This window comes from Paractinoplanes polyasparticus (genome assembly GCF_019710575.1).
In the GTDB taxonomy this organism is placed as follows: Bacteria; Actinomycetota; Actinomycetes; order Mycobacteriales; family Micromonosporaceae; genus Actinoplanes; species Actinoplanes polyasparticus.
On record NZ_JAHWFK010000024.1, the window covers coordinates 60853 to 79131 of the forward strand.

An 18279-nucleotide genomic window follows, 5' to 3' on the forward strand; every position below is an offset into this window, starting at 1 on the left:
GACCGGCGCGGCTCATCAGTGACTTCACCGCGGGCGGCGACCGACCGTGGGCGGCGGCGTGGTGAGCGAGGGCAAGGTGCTCGAGCGGCCCGTCGGGTTGCCGTCCTGGTTCGAGCCGCTGCTGAGCCGGGTTGGTGACAGCCGTACGAGAGACTTCACGCCGCTGCGGCCGCCGCCCAGTGGTGGCCGGCCCAGCGCTGTGCTCGTGCTGCTCGGCGAGAGCGAGCCCGACGCCGGCCACCCCGGCGGGCCCGACCTGCTGGTGCTCCAGCGGGCCGCGACCATGCGCAACCACGCCGGCCAGCCCGCGTTCCCCGGCGGCGGCACCGACCCCGAGGATGCCGACGCCGTGGCCACCGCCCTGCGCGAGGCCAACGAAGAGGTGGGGCTCGACCCGTCGAGTGCCGAGGCGCTGGCGCTGCTGCCCGACCTCTACATCCCGGTCAGCTCGTTCGTGGTCACTCCCGTGCTGGCCTGGTGGCGGCGCCCGCACCCGGTGAGCCCGCGGCAGCCGGCCGAGGTCGCGCACGTGGCCCGGCTGCCGATCAGTGAACTGGTCGACCCGCGCAACCGTATCCGGGTACGGCATCCCAGCGGCTGGGTCAGCCCAGCCTTCCAGGTTCGGGGGATGCTGGTCTGGGGCTTCACGGCAGGGGTGATCTCGACGGTGCTCGACATGGGTGGCTGGGCGCAGCCGTGGGAGCCGGGCCCCCTGGTCGAACTGCCGGAAGCGAGCGCCCCGGTGCCCGCCACGCGCGGCGGAGCGCCCGACGAGGTCCTGCCATGAGCCGATGGTGGCCCGCGACTTCTACTGTGGGTGAGTGTCCGTGGTCGATGGCATCCTGATCCTGCTCATGCTGATCTTCGCGATCAGCGGCTACCGCCAGGGCTTCGTCATCGGCGCGCTCTCGTTCGGCGGCTTCTTCAGCGGGGTGCTGATCGGTCTGCAGCTCGGTCCGCTGATCGCCGACCGCTTCACCGACCCGACCGCGCGGTTGGTCGTCTCGCTGGTCACCATCTTCGCGGTCGCCGTGCTCGGGCAGACACTGGCCGGCTGGCTCGGCACCCACCTGCGCCGCGCCATCCAGAGCCAGCCGCTGCAGCGTCTCGACGACGCCGGCGGCGCGGCCGTCTCGCTGGTCGCGGTGCTGCTGGTCGCCTGGCTGATCGCGGTGCCGCTCGGCTCGACCCCGTTCCCCGGCCTCAACTCCGCGGTGCGCAACAGCGCCATCCTGGGCGGCATCAACAGCCTGATGCCCGAGCAGGCACAGGCGTTGTCGTCGGCGCTGGGCGACACCCTCGACACGAGTGGCTTCCCGGCTGTCTTCGGCGGCCTGACCCCCACCAAGGCCAAGGACGTGGCGGCGCCCGACCCGAAGCTCAAGGGCTCCCAGATCGTCGCCCGCTCGAAGCGCTCGGTGCTCAAGGTTCTGGGCACGGCCCCCAGCTGCTCGCGCCGCATCGAAGGCACCGGATTCGTGTACGCCGACGAGCGCGTGATGACGAACGCGCACGTGGTCGCCGGCACCCGCGAGACAACGGTCGAGGTGAGCGGCCGCCGCGTCGACGCCACCGTGGTCGTCTACGACCCCGACCGCGACCTGGCGGTGCTCTACGTGCCCGGCCTGACCGCGCCGGTCATGCCCTTCGTGGCCAAGCAGGCCGCCACGGGCGCGAGCGCGATAGTCCTGGGCTACCCCCAGGACGGCCCGTACGACGCCCAGTCCGCCCGCGTCCGCGACGTAGGCAAGATCACCGGCCCCGACATCTACGACTCGGGCGACGTGACCCGCGAGATCATCACGATCCGCTCCCTGGTCCGCAGCGGCAACTCCGGCGGCCCGCTCATCACCACCAACGGCCAGGTGCTGGGCGTCATCTTCGCCGCGGCCGCCGACGACAAGAACACGGGCTTCGCCCTGACCGCCAACGAGGCCGCCCCGGTGGCCCAGGCCGGCGAGTCCCGCACCAGAGGCGTCCGCACCGGCGACTGCGCCTGATCAGCGTCGCGGCTGCTCTCGGCCGCCTTCCGCTCCAGCGTTGCCTGCGGGCCGGGATCGAGATCATCGGGGATGAGCCGGGCGCGCAACGCGTCGGCCTTTCGTCCTCTGGCCTCCGACGACATCCAGGCCGTGATGGGATCGGCGAGTACACCGGGCAGTAGGATCGGAGCGTTCGGCGCCGCTGGGAACGGGCGTCGATGTGGGTCTTGAGCCGGGCGGTCGATGCACTTCGCGAGGCCTTCCGGGTGTCCACCCGACCCAGCGACCGGCCGCACCTGGACACCGGTGGACGGCCGCGTCGATCATCCGGACCAGGCGGATACAGCGGCACGGATGCGCGGGCGCAGAGAAGCGGGCCGCCCGGTCGTTGCCGTCGGTGTACCCGAGGCGTTTGCGCAGACGGGGACGAAAAGCTGCTCGGCCTGCCGCATCGTCCGGGTCATCATCTCTGAAGCCGGCACCGTGCGGACGGGGACGGCGAGTTGGGTGGTGGCGGCGGAACCCCGACCGGGTGATGGCGCGGAACTGTCAGGTGGTGCCGGCGAAGCGGCGGATTGTCAGGACTGCGGCGGCGGCGGAGAGCAGGAACAGCGCCGCGGTGGCCCACCATGCCTTGTGGGAGGACGCCGGTGCGGCGGCTAAGGGGGCTGCGCCCGTGCCTGGGTCGGACTCGGGGGCGGCGGGGAGCAGCTCCTGCGTTTCGCCGTCGGGGGCGGACAGGGCCTGGCCCGGAGCGGGAGCGCTGCCGAAGCGGGCGATGCCGGGCGACGGGGAGGTGTCGAGCGGGTTCTCGAAGACCGGGGGAATCGAGGCGGTCAGGGCGGCGACGGGATCGACCAGGCCGAAGCCGAAGAGGGGATCGCGGCCGGCGGCGCCCTTGTCCTTCGCCGTACGGATGATGCGGTTGATGACCTCGCCGGCCGGCATGTCGGGCCAGCGGGAACGGATCAGGGCGGCGGTGGCCGAGACCATCGGGGCGGCGAAGCTGGTGCCCTGGACCTTCCAGTAGTCGCCGCCGGCGTTCGCGCCGACCAACTGGGTGGCGGGGGCGGTGACCACAGTTTCTTTGCCCGTGATCGAGCCGGACCACAGGGTGGTGCCGTCGCGTTCCATGCCGGCCACGGCGAGCACGCCGGGCTCACGAGCGGGGTACCACACCCCGCTCGACGACGACGCGCTCGCGTTGCCGGTGCAGGCGATGACTACCACGTCTTTGGCGAACGCGTAGTCGAGCGCTGCGGCCAGGGCCGCGCTGCTGCCGTTGCCGCCCAGCGAGAGGTTGATGACCTTGGCGCCGTGGTCGACCGCCCAGCGAACGCCCTGGGCGACGATCAGGGCGTCGTTGTAGCGGTTGTCCTCGTCGAGGACGCGTACCGGAAGGATCTTGGCTTTGGGGGCGATGCCGACCACGCCGGCCGTGTCGTCGTTGCGGCCCGCGATGATGCCGGAGACGGTGGTGCCGTGGCCGACCAGGTCGGTGTCGCCGTCGCCCTTGTCGTCGACCAGGTCGAGGCCGGGCAGCACCTGACCCTGCAGGTCGGGATGGTCGGCGTCGACCCCGGAGTCGATGACCGCGACCGTGACCCCGGAACCGCTGGAGTAGGTCCAGGCCTCGGCGACGTTGAGCGTGCCCAGGTGCCATTCGTCGGCGCGTACCGAATCGCCTTGCAGCGGGGCGGGCTCGGCGAAAGCCGGGGCGGCGGGCAGACCCAGCGCGAACAGGCCGGCAGTGGCCGCCGCCGTGAGACGGCGTGCGCTCACCAACGGGCACCACGCCATCGCGGCGCGGCCGGCCGGTCACTCACCCATTCAGCGCTCACGGTTCGCATCGCCATTCTGGATCCTGGATGGTCGATGCAGATTACTCCCAAACGGGGCCCGGCGGCTGCTGTCTGTCTATGCCTATCGCACTCGCTGTCTGTTAATTCCTGGCGCATGTCAGTACGGCGCCAGGTGTGCCAACTGAATCAGCCTCACGCCCTCACGCCGCGTGAGCAAGCGGCCCCGGCCGGGCGGCAGCAGCGCGGGGCGGACGTTGCCGATCAGCGGTCCCTCGTCGGGTGGCCCGGACATCACCAGGCCGGGCGCGGACAGTTCGCGCAGCCGCTGGATGACCGGTTCGTAGAGCGACCGCCCGGCGCCGCCGGCCCGCCGGGTCAGGATCAGGTGCAGGCCGACGTCGCGGGCCTGCGGCAGGTATTCGAGCAGCGGGGTGAGCGGGTTGGTCGGACCGGCCACGACCAGGTCGTAGTCGTCGACCAGCACGAACAGTTCGGGCCCGGTCCACCAGGAGCGCTCGCGCAGTTGCTGGGCCGTCACGTCGGGGCCGGGCAGGCGGCGTTCCATGTAGCCGGCGACCGACTGCATGAGCTCGAGCGTCTTCTGGGCCTGGATCCCGTACCCGATGCGGTGTTCCGATTCCGGCAGGTCCATCAGGGACCGCCGGTAGTCGACCAGGATGATCCGCGCTTCCTCGGGCGTGAAGCGCTGCGTGACCGTGGTGGCCAGGGCGCGCAGGAACGTCGACTTGCCGCACTCGGCGTCGCCGAAGAGCAGGAAGTGCGGGTCCGAGGCGAAGTCGATCTCGACGGGCTGCAGGTCGGCCTCGCTGATGCCGATCGGCAGGCGCAGGCCGCCGCTGCGGTGCAGGTCCATTTCCGCGTACGGAACCAGGGCCGGAAGAAGCCGGACGCGCGGCGCCGGCGCCCCGTGCCAGTTGGCCGCGACCTCTTTCACCAGGTCGGTCGTGTCGGCCAGGGTGGTCAGTTCGGGTCGCACGGTCAGCAGGTGCAGGAACTTGTTCTTGTCGGTCGGGTGGTCGATGATGCCGCGGCCGGACTGCTCGGGCACGGTCATCGCGGCGCGGCGGTTGACCGTGGAGTCACTGGGGTCGCCCAGCCGCAGCTCGAGCCGTGAGCCGAACATGTCACGGATCGCCGGGCGGAAGTCCATCCACCGCGAGGTCGCGGCGACGACGTGGATCCCGTACGAGAGACCACGGGTGGCGATGTCGGTGATGACCGGTTCGAGTTCTTCGTACTCTTTGCGCAGCGTGGCCCAGCCGTCGATCACCAGGAACACGTCGCCGAACGGGTCGGTGTCGGTGCCCGGGTTGGCGGGGTTGGCCCGGCGGCGGCGGTAGGACGACATCGAGTCGATGCCCATCGCCCCGAAGCGTGCCTCGCGCTCGGACAGCAGGGTGGAGATCTCGCCGACCGTACGCCGGACGCCCACCGCGTCGAGCCGGCCCGACACCCCGCCGACGTGCGGCAGGTCGCGCAGCGTGCCGAGCGCGCCACCGCCGAAGTCGAGGCAGTAGACCTGCACCTCGGCCGGGGTGTGGGTGAGGGCGAGACCGCAGATCATCGAGCGCAGCGCCGTCGACTTGCCGCTCAGCGTCGAGCCGACGACCGCGACGTGCCCGGCCGCGCCCGACAGTTGCAGCCACATGACGTCGCGGATCTGCTCGCGCGGCTTGTCGACCAGCGCGATCGGCACCTGGAGGGCTCCGTGCAGCTCCGGGTTGGCGAAGGCGAGGCCGCGAACCGGGTCGGCCACCACCGGGCCCAGCAGTTCGTCGAGAGCGGCCGAGACGGTCAGCGGCGGCAGCCAGACCTGGTGGGCCGGCGGCCCCTGCCCACCGAGGCGGTCGACCATCACGTCGAGCACGGTCTGGCCGGTCTGGGTCTCCACGGGCGGCGGCTCGACCGGCTTGACGGGCTCGGGCGCCGGGACGTACCTCGTCGAATACGGCAGCACCAGGGGTTCCGCACCGGCCCCGCCGGCGGCGGCGCGCGTGCCGGCCTTGCGCACCGGCCCCGAGACGTACGCGGCCTTGAAGCGCAGCAGCGGCTCGGTGCCGAACTTGAGGTAACCGTGCCCGGGGGACCGCGGCAGCTCGTAGGCGTCCGGGACGCCCAGCACGGCCCGCGACTCGAGCGCCGAGAAGGTCCGCAGGCCGACCCGGTAGGACAGGTGTGTGTCCAGGCCGCGGAGGCGACCCTCCTCGAGGCGCTGGCTCGCCAGCAGCAGATGGACGCCGAGCGACCGGCCCAGCCGTCCGATCTGGACGAACAGGTCGATGAAGTCGGGCTTGGCCGACAACAGCTCGGAGAACTCGTCGCAGATGACCAGCAGCGACGGCAGCGGGGGCAGAGCCGCGCCCCCGGCACGGGCCTTCTCGTAGTCGCGCAGGCTGGCGTAGTTGCCGGCCTTGCGCAGCACCTCCTGCCGGCGGATCATCTCGCCGTCGATCGCGTCGACCATGCGGTCGACCAGCGGCAGCTCGTCGGCCAGGTTGGTGATCACGGCGGCGGTGTGCGGCAGCCGGTCGAGCGAGGCGAAGGTCGCGCCGCCCTTGAAGTCGATCAGGACGAAGTTCAGCGACTCCGACGAGTGCGTGGTGGCCAGGGCCAGCACCAGGGTGCGCAGCAGCTCCGACTTGCCGGAGCCGGTGGCCCCGATGAGCAGGCCGTGCGGGCCCATGCCGTCCTGGGCCGACTCCTTCAGGTCGAGCTCGATCGGCGCGCCGTCGGCGCCGACCCCGATCGGCACCCGCAGCTTGTCGCGGTTGGGCCGGGGCATCCAGGCCTGGGCCACGCTGAACGTGTCGGGCTCGCCGATGCCGAGCAGATCGGCCAGGCCCATCTCGGCCGCCAGTGGTGTGTCGGCCGACTTCGACATCGCGGCCAGCCGCAGCGGGGACAGCCGCCGGGCGACCGCCTCGGCCTGCTCGACGCTGAGCCGGTCGGGCGTGCCGACCTCGGCCTCGTGGTCCATCGAGTAGGTGTTGAGCACCCGGCGGCCGCCGTGCTGGGCGACCTCGAGCACCAGCAGCGACCGGTCGAGCAGGCGCGGCGGCTGCTCGTCGAGGTCGAGGACGGTGACGCCGTCGATGCCGTCGTCGAGCTGGGTCGCGCCGCGCAGATCGGCCCCGTCGAGCACGATCACCACGTGCGGCGTGCTGTGCCCGCCGGAGCCGAAGCGCGGCCGGTTGCCGATCACGTCCTCGAGCAGCTTCTCGAGTTCCGGGCCGGTGCTGGCGACGAGTCGCACGTGACCGAGGGCGTCGGTGCGGGACGGGTGCAGATTGTGCGGCAGCCACTTGGCCCACTCCCATGAGGAGCGTCGCTCGGGGCCGGCGCAGATCGCGACGATCAGGTCGTCGGGCGCGTGGAAGGTGGCCAGCTGGGTGACCACCGCGCGGGACAGGGCCTGCGCGTCGGACTCGGGGCCGCGCAGGAACACCCGCCCGAAACCGCGCAGGGACGCCGCCACGGGCAGGTCGGGAACCACCGAGTATGCGTCGAGGAAGCGCCGCAGGGCGCCGGCGGTCATCGGCTCGAGCTCGTCGAGCGGCCGGGTCACCGGTGGCAGCAGGGGAGTGGCCAGCGTCTGCGGGCCCACCGCGAGCCGGACGACGCCGAAGTCGGGGTCGCTGGTGCGGCGTTCCCACACCCGGTGGCTGCCGGCGGTCGACCACAGCTTGGTCGGGTCGGGGTGGCGGTAGAGCAGGCCGACGCGCTGCTTGCGGGCCGTCTCGCGGACGCGTTTGCGCAGGCCGGACAGGTGCCGCAGGTATTCGCGGCGGGCCGCCATCATCTCGGCCTTCTTGGGCGAGCCGTTCGAGCCGAAGCTGGTCGCCATCATCGCGATCGACGAGACGCCGAACAGGCCACCGATCACATAGGAGTAAGCCCCGCCGCGACCCTGCCCCATCATCATCGCCATGGCCACCGAGCCGCCCAGCATCGGCAGCGCCATCATCGCCTGCTGCCAGCGGCCACCCGTGGCCTGCGGGATCTCGGGCGGCGGCTCGACAGCGATCTCCCCGGTCGGAATCTCCGGCGCGGGTCGCCGGGCCGACCGTTTGATCACCACCGTGCTCATGCCGCGTTTTGTCCCTTTCGTCGACAAGGGTGTGATGGTCACTCCCTGTGCGCCGGTCCGTCGCCGGACGTCGCGTTGGGCCCATGGTAGGTAAAGTCTGCTCGCGTCCGCAGCCTCGTCACCTTCGATCTCATATGCGGCACGCAACGGGGAGGGCGATCCATGAGCATCGGTCTGGCGCGGGTGACCATCAGCGCGCCGCAGCGCCGCATCGACGTGGCCCTGCCCGAGCACGTGCCGCTGGCCGAACTGCTGCCCGAGGTGCTGCGTCACGCCGGCGAGGGGCTGGCCGACGACGGCGAGAAACACGGCGGGTGGGTGCTGCGGCGCACGGACGGCGTCGCGCTGGCCACCGCGCAGGGTCTTTTCCCGCAGGGTGTACGCGACGGGGAGATCCTGCATCTGGTGCCGGCCCACGACGAGTGGCCCGAGCTCGAGTACGACGATGTGGTCGAGGCCATCGCCGAGGGCGCCCGTCGTCGCGGCAGCGCCTGGACGCCTGCCTCGACCCGTACGGCCACCCTGGCCGGGGCGGGCGTGCTGCTCGCCCTCGGCCTGTTCGCGGTGCTCGCCGCGGGCCCGGCCTGGAACGGCGCGGCCTTCGCCGGCCTCGGACTCGCTGTGCTGCTCGCGCTGGCCGGGGTGACGGCTTCCCGGGCGTACGGCGATGCTCGCGCCGGGGCCGCGCTGGGCGCCTACGCGATGCCGTTCGGCTTCGCCGGCGGCGCGGTCCTGGTCGCCACCGACGACCGGGTCGGCGTCCTCGGCGTGCTGCCCTGGCTCGGTGGCTCCGAACTGCTCGCCGGATCGGTCGCGCTGCTGCTGGTCGCGGCGCTCGGCGCGGTCGGGGTGGCGGCTCAGCAGCGGCTCTTCACGGCGGGCGCGGTGACCGGTCTGTTCGGCGCGCTCACGGCGCTGGTCAGCATGGTCACCACGGCCGCGGGCGCGGCCGCCGTGCTGATCTCGATCCTGGTCTGCGGCATCGGCGCGCTGCCCCTCCTGGCGATCCGCTTCGGCAAGATGCCCACCCCGCCGGTCACCCTGCCCACCGGGGCGGAGGCGGCCGAGGGCTTCACCACGGCCAGCACATCGAGCGCGCTCGACGCGGCCCGCGAACGTCCCGACCGGGCGACCGTCTTCGCCGCCGTGACCCGCACCGAAGAACTGCTGGCCGGCATGCTGCTGGGTCACGCCGTGCTGGCTGTGGGCGCGTTCGCCGTCCTGGCCGTCGCGGGCACCCTCTCGGCCCGCATCCTGATCGCCGTCTCGGCGGCGGCGCTGCTGCTGCGCTCGCGGCTGTTCATCACGCTGCGCCAGCGGGTGCCGCTGGTCGTGGGCGGCCTGGCCGGTGTGGCCGCGCTCGGCGCCGACCTGCTGCGCGGGTCGGACGCGACGATGCTGCTCGGTGTGACAGCGGCCGCGCTCGTCCTGGCGCTGATCACGGTCGTGGCCGGTGCGACCTATTCGCGCAAGCCGCCCTCGCCCTACCTGGGCCGGGCCGCCGACCTGTTCGACACGCTCGTGGTGGTCTCGGTCATCCCGGTGGCCTGCGCGGTCGTCGGCCTCTACGACGCTGTGGGCAGCATCAGCCTGGCCTGAGCCCCGGGAAACTGAACCCCGGAAAAGCAGCACGCGGGCGGCTCGAAGCCGCCCGCGTACGGGAGCCGCGCGACGTCGGCGGGCGACGGCGGGGCGCGGCGGGTGTTACGTCAGTGGTCGAGACCCTCGGCCTCGGCGACCTCCTGGCGCTTGAACGACGCCCGGATCTCCTCCTCGGCCTCGACGCGGCCGGTCCAGGTCGCGCCCTCGACCGATTTGCCGGGCTCGAGGTCCTTGTAGACCGTGAAGAAGTGCTGGATCTCCATCCGGTCGAACTCGCCGAGGTGGTGGATGTCGCGCAGGTGCTCCTGACGCGGGTCCTCGAACGGGACGCAGAGGACCTTGTCGTCGCGACCCTTCTCGTCGGTCATCCGGTACATGCCGATGGCCCGGGCGCGCACCAGGCAGCCGGGGAAGGTCGGCTCCTGGATGAGCACGAGGGCGTCGAGCGGGTCGCCGTCCTGACCCAGGGTGCCCTCGATGAAGCCGTAGTCGGCCGGGTACTGCGTCGAGGTGAACAGCGTCCGGTCGAGCCGGATGCGGCCCGTCTTGTGGTCGACCTCGTACTTGTTGCGGTGACCCTTGGGGATCTCAACCACTACGTCGAAATCCATTTTGTGCTCCCTTGTTCGCCCGCTGGAGAGAAACCGGGCCGGGCGAGAAACACTGCGGCCGGTCTGGCGGCCGACAGGATCCGCGCGCGACGGTGTGCCGGATGTCGCTAGTCTCCCCTAAGTCTTACGCCGCGCTCTAGGAGGGGCTCGTGGGGAGGCAAGATTCACACGATGGTCCCGGATACGACGGCGTGTCCGAGTCGCATCGCGGCTCTGGAAACGGTAACCCGAGCGAAGGTGCGCCGGGTGTCGCTTCGCCGCAAACCGGCACGACCGCCGACCTCAGCGGACACGCAGGGGCGCAGGGGTCCCGGCAATCATCCGAATCGGCCGGAACGGGCGGTCGGGCGACCGTGCCGGCGTCGGCCGTTCGGCCGCAGGCGATGCCTGGACGGGCACAGATTCCGGCTGCGGCCGACCCCCAATCGGGGCAATCGCCACGCGTCGGTGCGAACGGGTCGGAAAATCGGCTGATGCAGCCGCAGCCGCCGGGCCGGGACGCCGACCGAACCGTCGGCGAGAAGACGCGCGACCTGGGCCCGCCGCCGCCCGCCCGGGCCTCCGGCGGCGGCATCCTGCACGACGGCAAACCTCAGTCTTCGCAGTCACCGCAGCAGCCGTCGCAGTTGCCGTATGCGCCACAGGTGGCGCCGCCGACGCAACCGTCGCAGCCGTTCCTGCCATCAGCAACAGGGCAGTCACCGCAGCCTTCGCAGGCGCCGCGGTCTGAGGAGCGGGCTCAAGGTGCGTGGGCGACCGCGCCTGGATCGCCGGCCGCCGGGGGCACCTATGGGCGCGCCTCGGTGCCGCTGAACACCGTGCGTCCGACGTCGCCCGGTCCGGCCGGGTCATCGGCTTCTCCGCCCGCTGTCCCGCCCGCAACGCCACCTGCCTTCCCGCCGGCGGCAGCGTCCGCGCCGGCTGTGGCGTCGTCGGCTCTGCCACCCGTGGGACGTCCAGCGGCGGGTGAGGGACCGCCGCCCGGTGACAGTGGTGTGATGCCCGCACGGGCGGGTGGCCGAAAATCCCGTACGAAATGGGTCTTCGCCTTGGCCCTTGTCGTTGTTCTCGGCGCCGCAGCCGGCGTAGCGGTCAAGCCCGGCCCCGTCGACAAGTGGCTGTCGTCCGCCGAACCGAGCACCAGGCCGACGCCCGCCCCCACCACGCCGGACCCATCGCCCACTCCCGTCCTCGTCGCGGCGAGCGGCGGCGGCGCCCCCCTCACCCCCAGCTCCGTGACCAAGGCGATCGACCCGCTGGTGAAATCGGCCGCGATGGGCACGAAGGTGCACGCCGCGGTGCTCGACGTGGCGACGGGCGACGTCCTCTACGCACGCAACGCGGACACGATGACCACGCCCGCCTCGACGACGAAGCTGCTGACCGCAGCCGCGGTGCTCGACGCGCGCGGACCCTCGCACCGGCTGACCACGCGGGTGGTGGCCGGGGCCCAGCCGGGCGAGGTCGTGCTCATCGGCGGCGGTGACCCGACGTTGGCGACGACGAAGAACCGGCTCTTCCCCGGGGCGGCGCGGCTCGATCTGCTCGCGGCCCAGGTCAAGAAGTCGCTGGGCGGCGCCGAGCCGACCCGTCTGCTCTACGACACGTCGCTGTTCAGCGGGCCGGAGACGGCCAAGGGCTGGGACCCCAGCGACATCTCGTTCGGGCAGGTCTCGCGCATCCAGGCGCTGATGGTCAACGCCGGGCGGATCCGGCCGATCCACAACGAGTTCGGCGGTGATCCGCGATCGCCGGATCCAGCGATCGCGGCGGCGAAGGCGTTCGCCAAGATGCTCGGGGTGCCTTCCTCGGCCGTACGCAAGGGCAAGGCACCCACCAAGGCGGCCGGCCCGTCCTCGGCCCCGGCGACGGCCGACGTGACGCCGGGGCAGGAGCTGGGCGCTGTCCAGTCGCCGCCGATGGTGCAGCTCACCGACTGGATGCTCGAGCAGAGTGACAACACCGCGGCCGAGGCCCTGGGCCGGCAGGTCGCGATCGCCGACGGCAAGCCGGGCACGTTCGACGACACCACCGAGGCGATCGCCGGGCGCATGCGCGACCTGGGGCTGCCGGCCGACGAGGCCAACCTGTACGACGCGAGCGGGCTGTCCCGCAACAACGGGATCAGCCCGACGATGCTGACCCGGCTGCTGTCGCTGGCGGCCTCCGGGGAGCAGCCGGCGCTGTCGTCGATCTTCGGTGGGCTGCCGGTGGCCGGTTGGTCGGGCACGATGCTCAAACGCTTCGTGTCGCCCAAGCCCAATCAGGGCGGGCAGGGGGTCGTACGGGCCAAGACCGGCACGCTGAGCGGGGTCAACACGATGGCCGGGACGCTGACGACGGCCGACGGCCGGCTGCTGGTCTTCGCGATCATGGCGAGCGGGTCGGCGAACGCGATCACGGGCCGGGCGGCCTTGGATGCGGTGGCGGCCAGACTCGTCCGGTGCGGGTGCTGATCTCAGGGTTCTACCCGAGGGTGGGGTGGATTTCCGCGGGTACGGTGGGGTGATGGCGCAGTTCGTTGATTGGGATCTGGCCGCCGCGACCGCCGGCGCGCTGTCGAAATCGGGCCCCTCGGTCTCCTACGAGGACGCGATGGCGGTGGTGTCCGAGCTGCGTGATCTCACCGACGAGGCGGCCGGGCACGTCGCCGCCTACACGGGGCTGACCTCACAGGTCGAGGTGCCGCCGGTCCGCGTGGTCGACCGTAAGGACTGGGCCGCCGTCAACATCGAGGGCCTCAAACAGGTGATCATCCCGCTGGTCACCCGGCTCTCCGGCGACAAGCAGCCGGGCGGGCTGGCCGACGCGATCGGCTCCCGGGTCACCGGGGTGCAGGCCGGCACGATCCTGGCCTATCTCTCCGGCCGCGTGCTGGGGCAGTACGAGGTCTTCTCCAGCAATCCGGGCCAGCTGCTGCTCAACGCGCCCAACATCGTCGAGGTCGAGCGCAAGCTCGGCGCCGACTCGCGCGACTTCCGGCTGTGGGTCTGCCTCCACGAGGTCACCCACCGCACCCAGTTCACCGCCGTCCCGTGGATGCGGGGCTACTTCCTGGGCGAGGTGCAGGCGTTCGTCGACGCGTCGCAGAGCACCGAGCACATCCTCGAGCGGCTGCGCCGCGGCGTGGCGACCCTGTCCGACGCGCTGCGCGACCCCGATTCCCGTTCCTCGGTGCTCGACATCGTGCAGACGCCGGGGCAGAAGGCCGTGCTCGACCGCCTGACCGCGCTGATGACCCTGCTCGAGGGTCACGCCGAGTTCGTGATGGACGGGGTCGGGCCCGAGGTCATCCCCAGCGTCGAGTCGATCCGGTCCAAGTTCAACCGCCGCCGCGAGAGCGGCAACCCGCTCGAGAAGGCGATGCGGCGGCTGCTCGGCATCGAGGTCAAGATGCGGCAGTACGCCGAGGGCCGCAAGTTCGTGCACGGCGTGGTCGAACGGGTCGGCATGCCCGGGTTCAACAAGATCTTCGACTCCCCGCTGACCCTGCCGCGCCTCGACGAGCTGGGCGACCCCGACGCGTGGGTGGCCCGCGTGCACGGCCCGCAGCCGGCGATCGGCGGGTAATGGCCCGCATCCCGCCCGCTGTCGCCGCGGTGCGGCTGGCCGTGCGGCGGACGCTGCCCGCCGAGGGCCTCGTGCTGGTGGCGTGCTCGGGTGGGGCGGATTCGCTGGCCCTGGCGGCGGCAGCCCGCTTCGTGGGCGCCGCGGTGGGGCTGGTGACGGTGGATCACGCTCTGCAGGCCGGTTCCGCCGCCCGGGCGACCGAGCTGGCCGCCTGGGCCACGGCGGCCGGGTTCGATCCGGTGATCGTCGAGACGGTGTCCGTCGAGGGTCGGCCGGGCGGGCCGGAAGCGGCGGCTCGGGCGGCTCGCTACGAGGCTCTGGGCTCGGCGGCCGAGCGGGTCGGGGCGGTTGCCGTGCTGCTCGGGCACACCCGTGACGACCAGGCCGAGACGGTGCTGCTGGCGCTGGCCCGGGGCGCGGGTCCGCGTGGGCTGTCCGGGATGCCCGCGCGCAAAGGGATCTTCTGGCGGCCGTTGCTCGACGTCGCCCGGGCCGACACGCGCAAGGCCTGCGCGGCGCTGGGGCTGGCGCCCTGGGAAGACCCGCACAACAGCGACCCGGCCTACGCCCGCTCGCGGGTGCGCGCCGACGCTCTGCCGGCGCTGGTGGAGGCCCTGGGGCCGGCCGTGGTGGCCAACCTCGCCCGCTCGGCCGAGCTCATCGCAGCCGACAACGAAGAGCTGGACCGCCTCGCCGCCGCTGCCTTCTCCGTGAACGTCTCTGACTTGTCCGTCATGAGCAGGGCGATCCGGCGGCGGGTGTTGCGCTCGTGGGCGTTGCAGCTCGGGGCGCCGGGTGGAGCCCTGTCGCATCGGCACGTGTCGGCGCTCGACGCTCTCGTCACGGACTGGCACGGGCAGGGGCCCGTTCATCTGCCGGGCGGCATCGAGGTCGGGCGCGACCGGGGAGCACTCGTTCGAGTGCCCTGAGGCGCTGTGAGAGTTGTCACTCCGTGTAGGCGCCGGCCGGGCGCCATGGGTGGAACTGCCCGATTCCCTGCGGTTCCGGCCCTCGTGATCGCTGACCCGTTCGACGAGCCGCAACCTTGATGCGGCAGTCTTGGGCCATGGCTGAGGGCACCTGGTACGCCGCCGACATCGACCACGTGATCATCTCTGAGGAGCAGATCCGGGAAAAGATCGCCGAACTGGCGAAGCAGGTCGCTGCCGACCACGCCGAGGCGGAGGACGGCATTCTGCTGGTCTGCGTGCTCAAGGGCGCTGTCATGTTCATGGCCGACTTCGCCCGTGCGCTGGGCAACTCCGGACCGTCCACCGAGATGGAGTTCATGGCCGTCTCGTCGTACGGGCAGGGCACCACGTCGTCGGGCGTCGTGCGCATTCTCAAGGACCTCGACCGCGACATCACCGGCCGGCACGTGGTCGTCGTCGAGGACATCGTCGACTCCGGTCTCACGTTGTCGTGGCTGATGAAATACCTTCAGTCGCGCTCCGCGGCCAGCGTCGAGGTGGTCGCGCTGTTCCGCAAGCCCGACGCCGTGAAGGTGCAGGTGCCGGTCAAGTACGTCGGCTTCGACATCCCCAACGAGTTCGTCGTCGGCTACGGCCTGGACTTCGCCGAGCGCTACCGTGAGCTGCCGTACGTCGGGGTGTTGAAGCCCGAGGTGTACGCCCGTAGCTGAACCATTTCTCAGCCCCTTCTCAGAATTCAGTCCTTATGGGCGGTTTTGCCAGCAAAGCTGACTGAACGGGCGGCGGCCGGGAAGTGTCCGGGCAACGGGCTCACGGGTTCGCAACCGGCACCCACGGTGTACCGTCGAGTGACCGATGGCGCAGCGTCACAGGCGCCGGAGGGACCGGGAAGATTTCACCGCCACGGTTCGACGGCAGTGCGGATCAGGCCCGGGGCCGCCGGTGAGCGGCACGTTGAGGTGACCAGGACGCCGATCAGGAGGGTCCGGGCGCTTGGCGCCCGACAACAGTATGGAACGTACGCGTTTCTTCCGCCGCCCGGTGGTCTGGATCATTCTGGTGATCATCGGCGTGATTGCGCTGAGCTCCTTTTTCACCAGTGGTCCGAGCTACCAGCGCGTAGATACCTCGGTAGCGCTCGAGCGCCTTAATCAGCCCGGCATCAAGAAGGTCGTCCAGAAGGACAAGGAGCAGACGCTCCAGATCGACCTCGCTGCGCCGGAACGGTTCGAGGGCAAATCGACCGACAAGATCGAGACCCAATACCCGTACGAGGTCACGCGCGAGATCTGGGCCGAGGTCCAGGAGGCCAAGACGGCCGGCCGGATCACGGGCACGATCAACGCCACGGTCTCGGGCGACAACATTCTCTTCAGCCTGCTGATCAACCTGCTGCCGATCGCCATTCTGGTGATCCTGCTGCTGCTGTTCATGTCGCAGATGCAGGGCGGCGGCTCCCGGGTGCTCAACTTCGGCAAGTCCAAGGCGAAGATGATCACCAAGGACACCCCGAAGACGACGTTCGCCGACGTGGCGGGCTCGGAAGAGGCTGTCCAGGAGCTGCACGAGATCAAGGACTTCCTGCAGAACCCGGCGAAGTACCAGGCTCTGGGCGCCAAGATCCCGAAGGGTGTGCTGCTCTTCGGCCCGCCCGGAACGGGTAAGACGCTGCTGGCCCGGGCCGTCGCCGGTGAGGCCGGGGTGCCGTTCTACTCGATCTCGGGTTCCGACTTCGTCGAGATGTTCGTCGGTGTCGGCGCCAGCCGCGTCCGCGACCTGTTCGAACAGGCCAAGTCGAACGCGCCGGCGATCGTCTTCGTCGACGAGATCGACGCCGTCGGCCGCCACCGCGGCGCCGGCATGGGCGGCGGTCACGACGAGCGCGAGCAGACGCTCAACCAGCTGCTCGTCGAGATGGACGGCTTCGACACCAAGGGCGGGGTCATCCTGATCGCGGCCACCAACCGGCCCGACATCCTCGACCCCGCGCTGCTGCGTCCCGGCCGTTTCGACCGCCAGATCCCGGTCGACAACCCCGACATGGAGGGTCGCAAGGCCATCCTGCGGGTGCACGCCAAGGGCAAGCCGTTCACGCCCGACGTCGACCTCGACTCGGTGGCCCGCCGCACGCCGGGCTTCTCCGGCGCCGACCTGGCCAACGTGATCAACGAGGCCGCGCTGCTCACCGCTCGTAACGAGAAGCGGGCGATCTCGAACTACTTCCTCGAGGAGTCGATCGACCGGGTCATCGCGGGCCCCGAGCGCCGCACCCGGGCGATGAGCGACAACGAAAAGAAGATCACCGCGTACCACGAGGGTGGACACGCGCTGGTCGCCTACGCGTTGCCGCACTCGGCCCCCGTGCACAAGGTGACGATCCTGCCGCGTGGCCGCTCGCTGGGTCACACGCTGGTGCTGCCGACGGAAGACAAGTACACCCAGACCCGCGCCGAGATGATCGACACCCTGGCCTACGCCCTGGGTGGCCGGGCCGCCGAGGAGCTCGTCTTCCACGAGCCCACCACCGGCGCCGGCAACGACATCGAGAAGGCGTCCGGTCTGGCCCGGGCCATGGTCACCCAGTACGGCATGAGCTTCAAGCTCGGTGCGGTCAAGTACGGCACCAGCGGCGACGAGCCGTTCATGGGCCGCAACATGGGCCACGAGCGGGACTACTCCGACTCGGTCGCGGCCGACATCGACGCCGAGGTGCGCGCGCTCATCGAGCTGGCGCACGACGAGGCGTGGGAGATCCTGGTCGAATACCGGGACGTGCTCGACAGCATGGTTCTCGAGCTGATGGAGAAGGAAACCATCACCCGGGAAGACATGGACCGCATCTGTGCCCGCGTGGTCAAGCGCCCGCCGATGTCGCCGTTCAACGGCTTCGGCAAGCGCCTGCCCTCCGAGGCCCCGCCCGTGCTCACCCCCGCCGAGCGGGAGAAGCTGCGGACGCAGGCCGAGGCGGACGGCCAGATCGCCGTCGGACCCAACTCGAACGGAAGCAGCCCGGAAGGCGCCAACTGATCAGCGACGACGACGAACTGGACTATCTCGCCGCCCGTCTGGTCGACGGCAAGCTCACCGGGGCTCCGGTCGAGCAGGCCGTCGACCTCGGGCGGATCGAGAAGGCAGTTCGAGAGATCCTCATCGCGATCGGGGAAGACCCTGATCGCGATGGGCTCGAGCGCACCCCGGCCCGGGTCGCCCGGGCCTATGCGGAACTCTTCGCCGGCCTGCGGGTCGACCCGGCCGACGTGCTGCGAACCAGCTTCGAGGCCGACCACGAAGAGATGGTGCTCGTCCGCGACATCGAAGTGATGAGCATGTGCGAGCACCACCTGCTGCCCTTCAAGGGCGTGGCGCACATCGGCTACATCCCCGGCCCGAACGGCCGGATCACCGGACTTTCCAAGCTGGCCCGTCTGGTCGAGGTCTTCGCCCGGCGCCCCCAGGTGCAGGAGCGGCTGACCTCTCAGATAGCCGATCTGCTCATGCAGAAGCTGGACGCCCGCGGCGCGATCGTGGTTCTCGAATGCGAGCACCTCTGCATGGAGATGCGGGGTATCCGCAAGGTCGGCGCCCGCACCGTCACCTCGGCTGTCCGCGGCGCCTACCAGACCGACGCCAAGGTCCGCGCCGAGGCGATGGCCCTGATCAACGCCCGCTGAC

12 protein-coding genes are annotated in these 18279 nt (G+C 71.1%); 9 read left to right on the top strand and 3 right to left on the bottom strand.

Annotation, left to right across the window (positions count from 1 at the left end):
• The first annotated feature begins 61 nt into the window (after positions 1–61).
• Positions 62–787, top strand: a complete 726-nt coding sequence (locus tag KXC43_RS23140) for an NUDIX hydrolase (RefSeq protein ID WP_221378211.1) — start codon at positions 62–64, stop codon at positions 785–787.
• Between the two features lie 34 nt (positions 788–821).
• Positions 822–2000 (top strand): MarP family serine protease, encoded by a 1179-nt coding sequence (locus tag KXC43_RS23145; RefSeq protein ID WP_221378212.1) that lies wholly within the window; start codon positions 822–824, stop codon positions 1998–2000.
• Between the two features lie 531 nt (positions 2001–2531).
• Here the strand turns inward: KXC43_RS23145 and mycP are convergent.
• Together mycP and eccCa are read right to left on the bottom strand one after the other, a co-directional pair.
• Positions 2532–3767, bottom strand: a complete 1236-nt coding sequence (mycP, locus tag KXC43_RS23150) for a type VII secretion-associated serine protease mycosin (protein WP_255644621.1) — start codon at positions 3765–3767, stop codon at positions 2532–2534.
• 174 nt (positions 3768–3941) lie between these two features.
• Positions 3942–7892, bottom strand: coding sequence for a type VII secretion protein EccCa (gene eccCa, locus KXC43_RS23155; RefSeq protein ID WP_221378214.1), 3951 nt, complete (start codon positions 7890–7892; stop codon positions 3942–3944).
• A 162-nt stretch (positions 7893–8054) separates the two neighbouring features.
• Here eccCa and eccD point away from each other — a divergent pair, with 162 nt between their 5' ends.
• Positions 8055–9491, top strand: a complete 1437-nt coding sequence (gene eccD, locus KXC43_RS23160; protein ID WP_221378215.1) for a type VII secretion integral membrane protein EccD — start codon at positions 8055–8057, stop codon at positions 9489–9491.
• 110 nt (positions 9492–9601) lie between these two features.
• Here eccD and KXC43_RS23165 read toward each other — a convergent pair whose 3' ends face one another.
• Complete coding sequence (locus tag KXC43_RS23165) at positions 9602–10105, bottom strand: inorganic diphosphatase (RefSeq protein WP_221378216.1); 504 nt, start codon at positions 10103–10105, stop codon at positions 9602–9604.
• Positions 10106–11103: 998 nt separating this feature from the next.
• Between KXC43_RS23165 and dacB the strand changes: the two genes are divergently transcribed.
• The 6 genes from dacB to folE all read left to right on the top strand — a co-directional run bounded on the left by dacB (position 11104) and on the right by folE (position 18278).
• Entirely contained in the window at positions 11104–12561 is a 1458-nt protein-coding gene (gene dacB, locus KXC43_RS23170; protein ID WP_255644623.1) for a D-alanyl-D-alanine carboxypeptidase/D-alanyl-D-alanine endopeptidase, read from the top strand.
• A gap of 52 nt (positions 12562–12613) precedes the next feature.
• Positions 12614–13675 (top strand): zinc-dependent metalloprotease, encoded by a 1062-nt coding sequence (locus KXC43_RS23175; protein WP_221378218.1) that lies wholly within the window; start codon positions 12614–12616, stop codon positions 13673–13675.
• Complete coding sequence (tilS, locus tag KXC43_RS23180; protein WP_221378219.1) at positions 13675–14604, top strand: tRNA lysidine(34) synthetase TilS; 930 nt, start codon at positions 13675–13677, stop codon at positions 14602–14604. Before KXC43_RS23175 ends, tilS begins: the two co-directional genes overlap by 1 nt.
• Positions 14605–14741: 137 nt before the next feature.
• Positions 14742–15317, top strand: coding sequence for a hypoxanthine phosphoribosyltransferase (gene hpt / locus KXC43_RS23185; protein ID WP_221378220.1), 576 nt, complete (start codon positions 14742–14744; stop codon positions 15315–15317).
• 301 nt (positions 15318–15618) lie between these two features.
• On the top strand, positions 15619–17634 hold the full coding sequence (gene ftsH / locus KXC43_RS23190) for an ATP-dependent zinc metalloprotease FtsH (RefSeq protein ID WP_221378221.1): 2016 nt from the start codon (positions 15619–15621) through the stop codon (positions 17632–17634).
• Positions 17631–18278, top strand: a complete 648-nt coding sequence (gene folE, locus KXC43_RS23195) for a GTP cyclohydrolase I FolE (RefSeq protein WP_221378357.1) — start codon at positions 17631–17633, stop codon at positions 18276–18278. Before ftsH ends, folE begins: the two co-directional genes overlap by 4 nt.
• Position 18279 lies beyond the last annotated feature (1 nt).

Coding starts and splice junctions, on each gene's coding strand:
- ftsH (WP_221378221.1), top strand. CDS start 15,619: ATGGAACGTACGCGTTTCTTCCGCCGCCCGGTGGTCTGGATCATTCTG.
- tilS (WP_221378219.1), top strand. CDS start 13,675: ATGGCCCGCATCCCGCCCGCTGTCGCCGCGGTGCGGCTGGCCGTGCGG.
- eccCa (WP_221378214.1), bottom strand. CDS start 7,892: ATGAGCACGGTGGTGATCAAACGGTCGGCCCGGCGACCCGCGCCGGAG.
- eccD (WP_221378215.1), top strand. CDS start 8,055: ATGAGCATCGGTCTGGCGCGGGTGACCATCAGCGCGCCGCAGCGCCGC.
- hpt (WP_221378220.1), top strand. CDS start 14,742: ATGGCTGAGGGCACCTGGTACGCCGCCGACATCGACCACGTGATCATC.
- dacB (WP_255644623.1), top strand. CDS start 11,104: ATGCCCGCACGGGCGGGTGGCCGAAAATCCCGTACGAAATGGGTCTTC.
- KXC43_RS23165 (WP_221378216.1), bottom strand. CDS start 10,105: ATGGATTTCGACGTAGTGGTTGAGATCCCCAAGGGTCACCGCAACAAG.
- KXC43_RS23175 (WP_221378218.1), top strand. CDS start 12,614: ATGGCGCAGTTCGTTGATTGGGATCTGGCCGCCGCGACCGCCGGCGCG.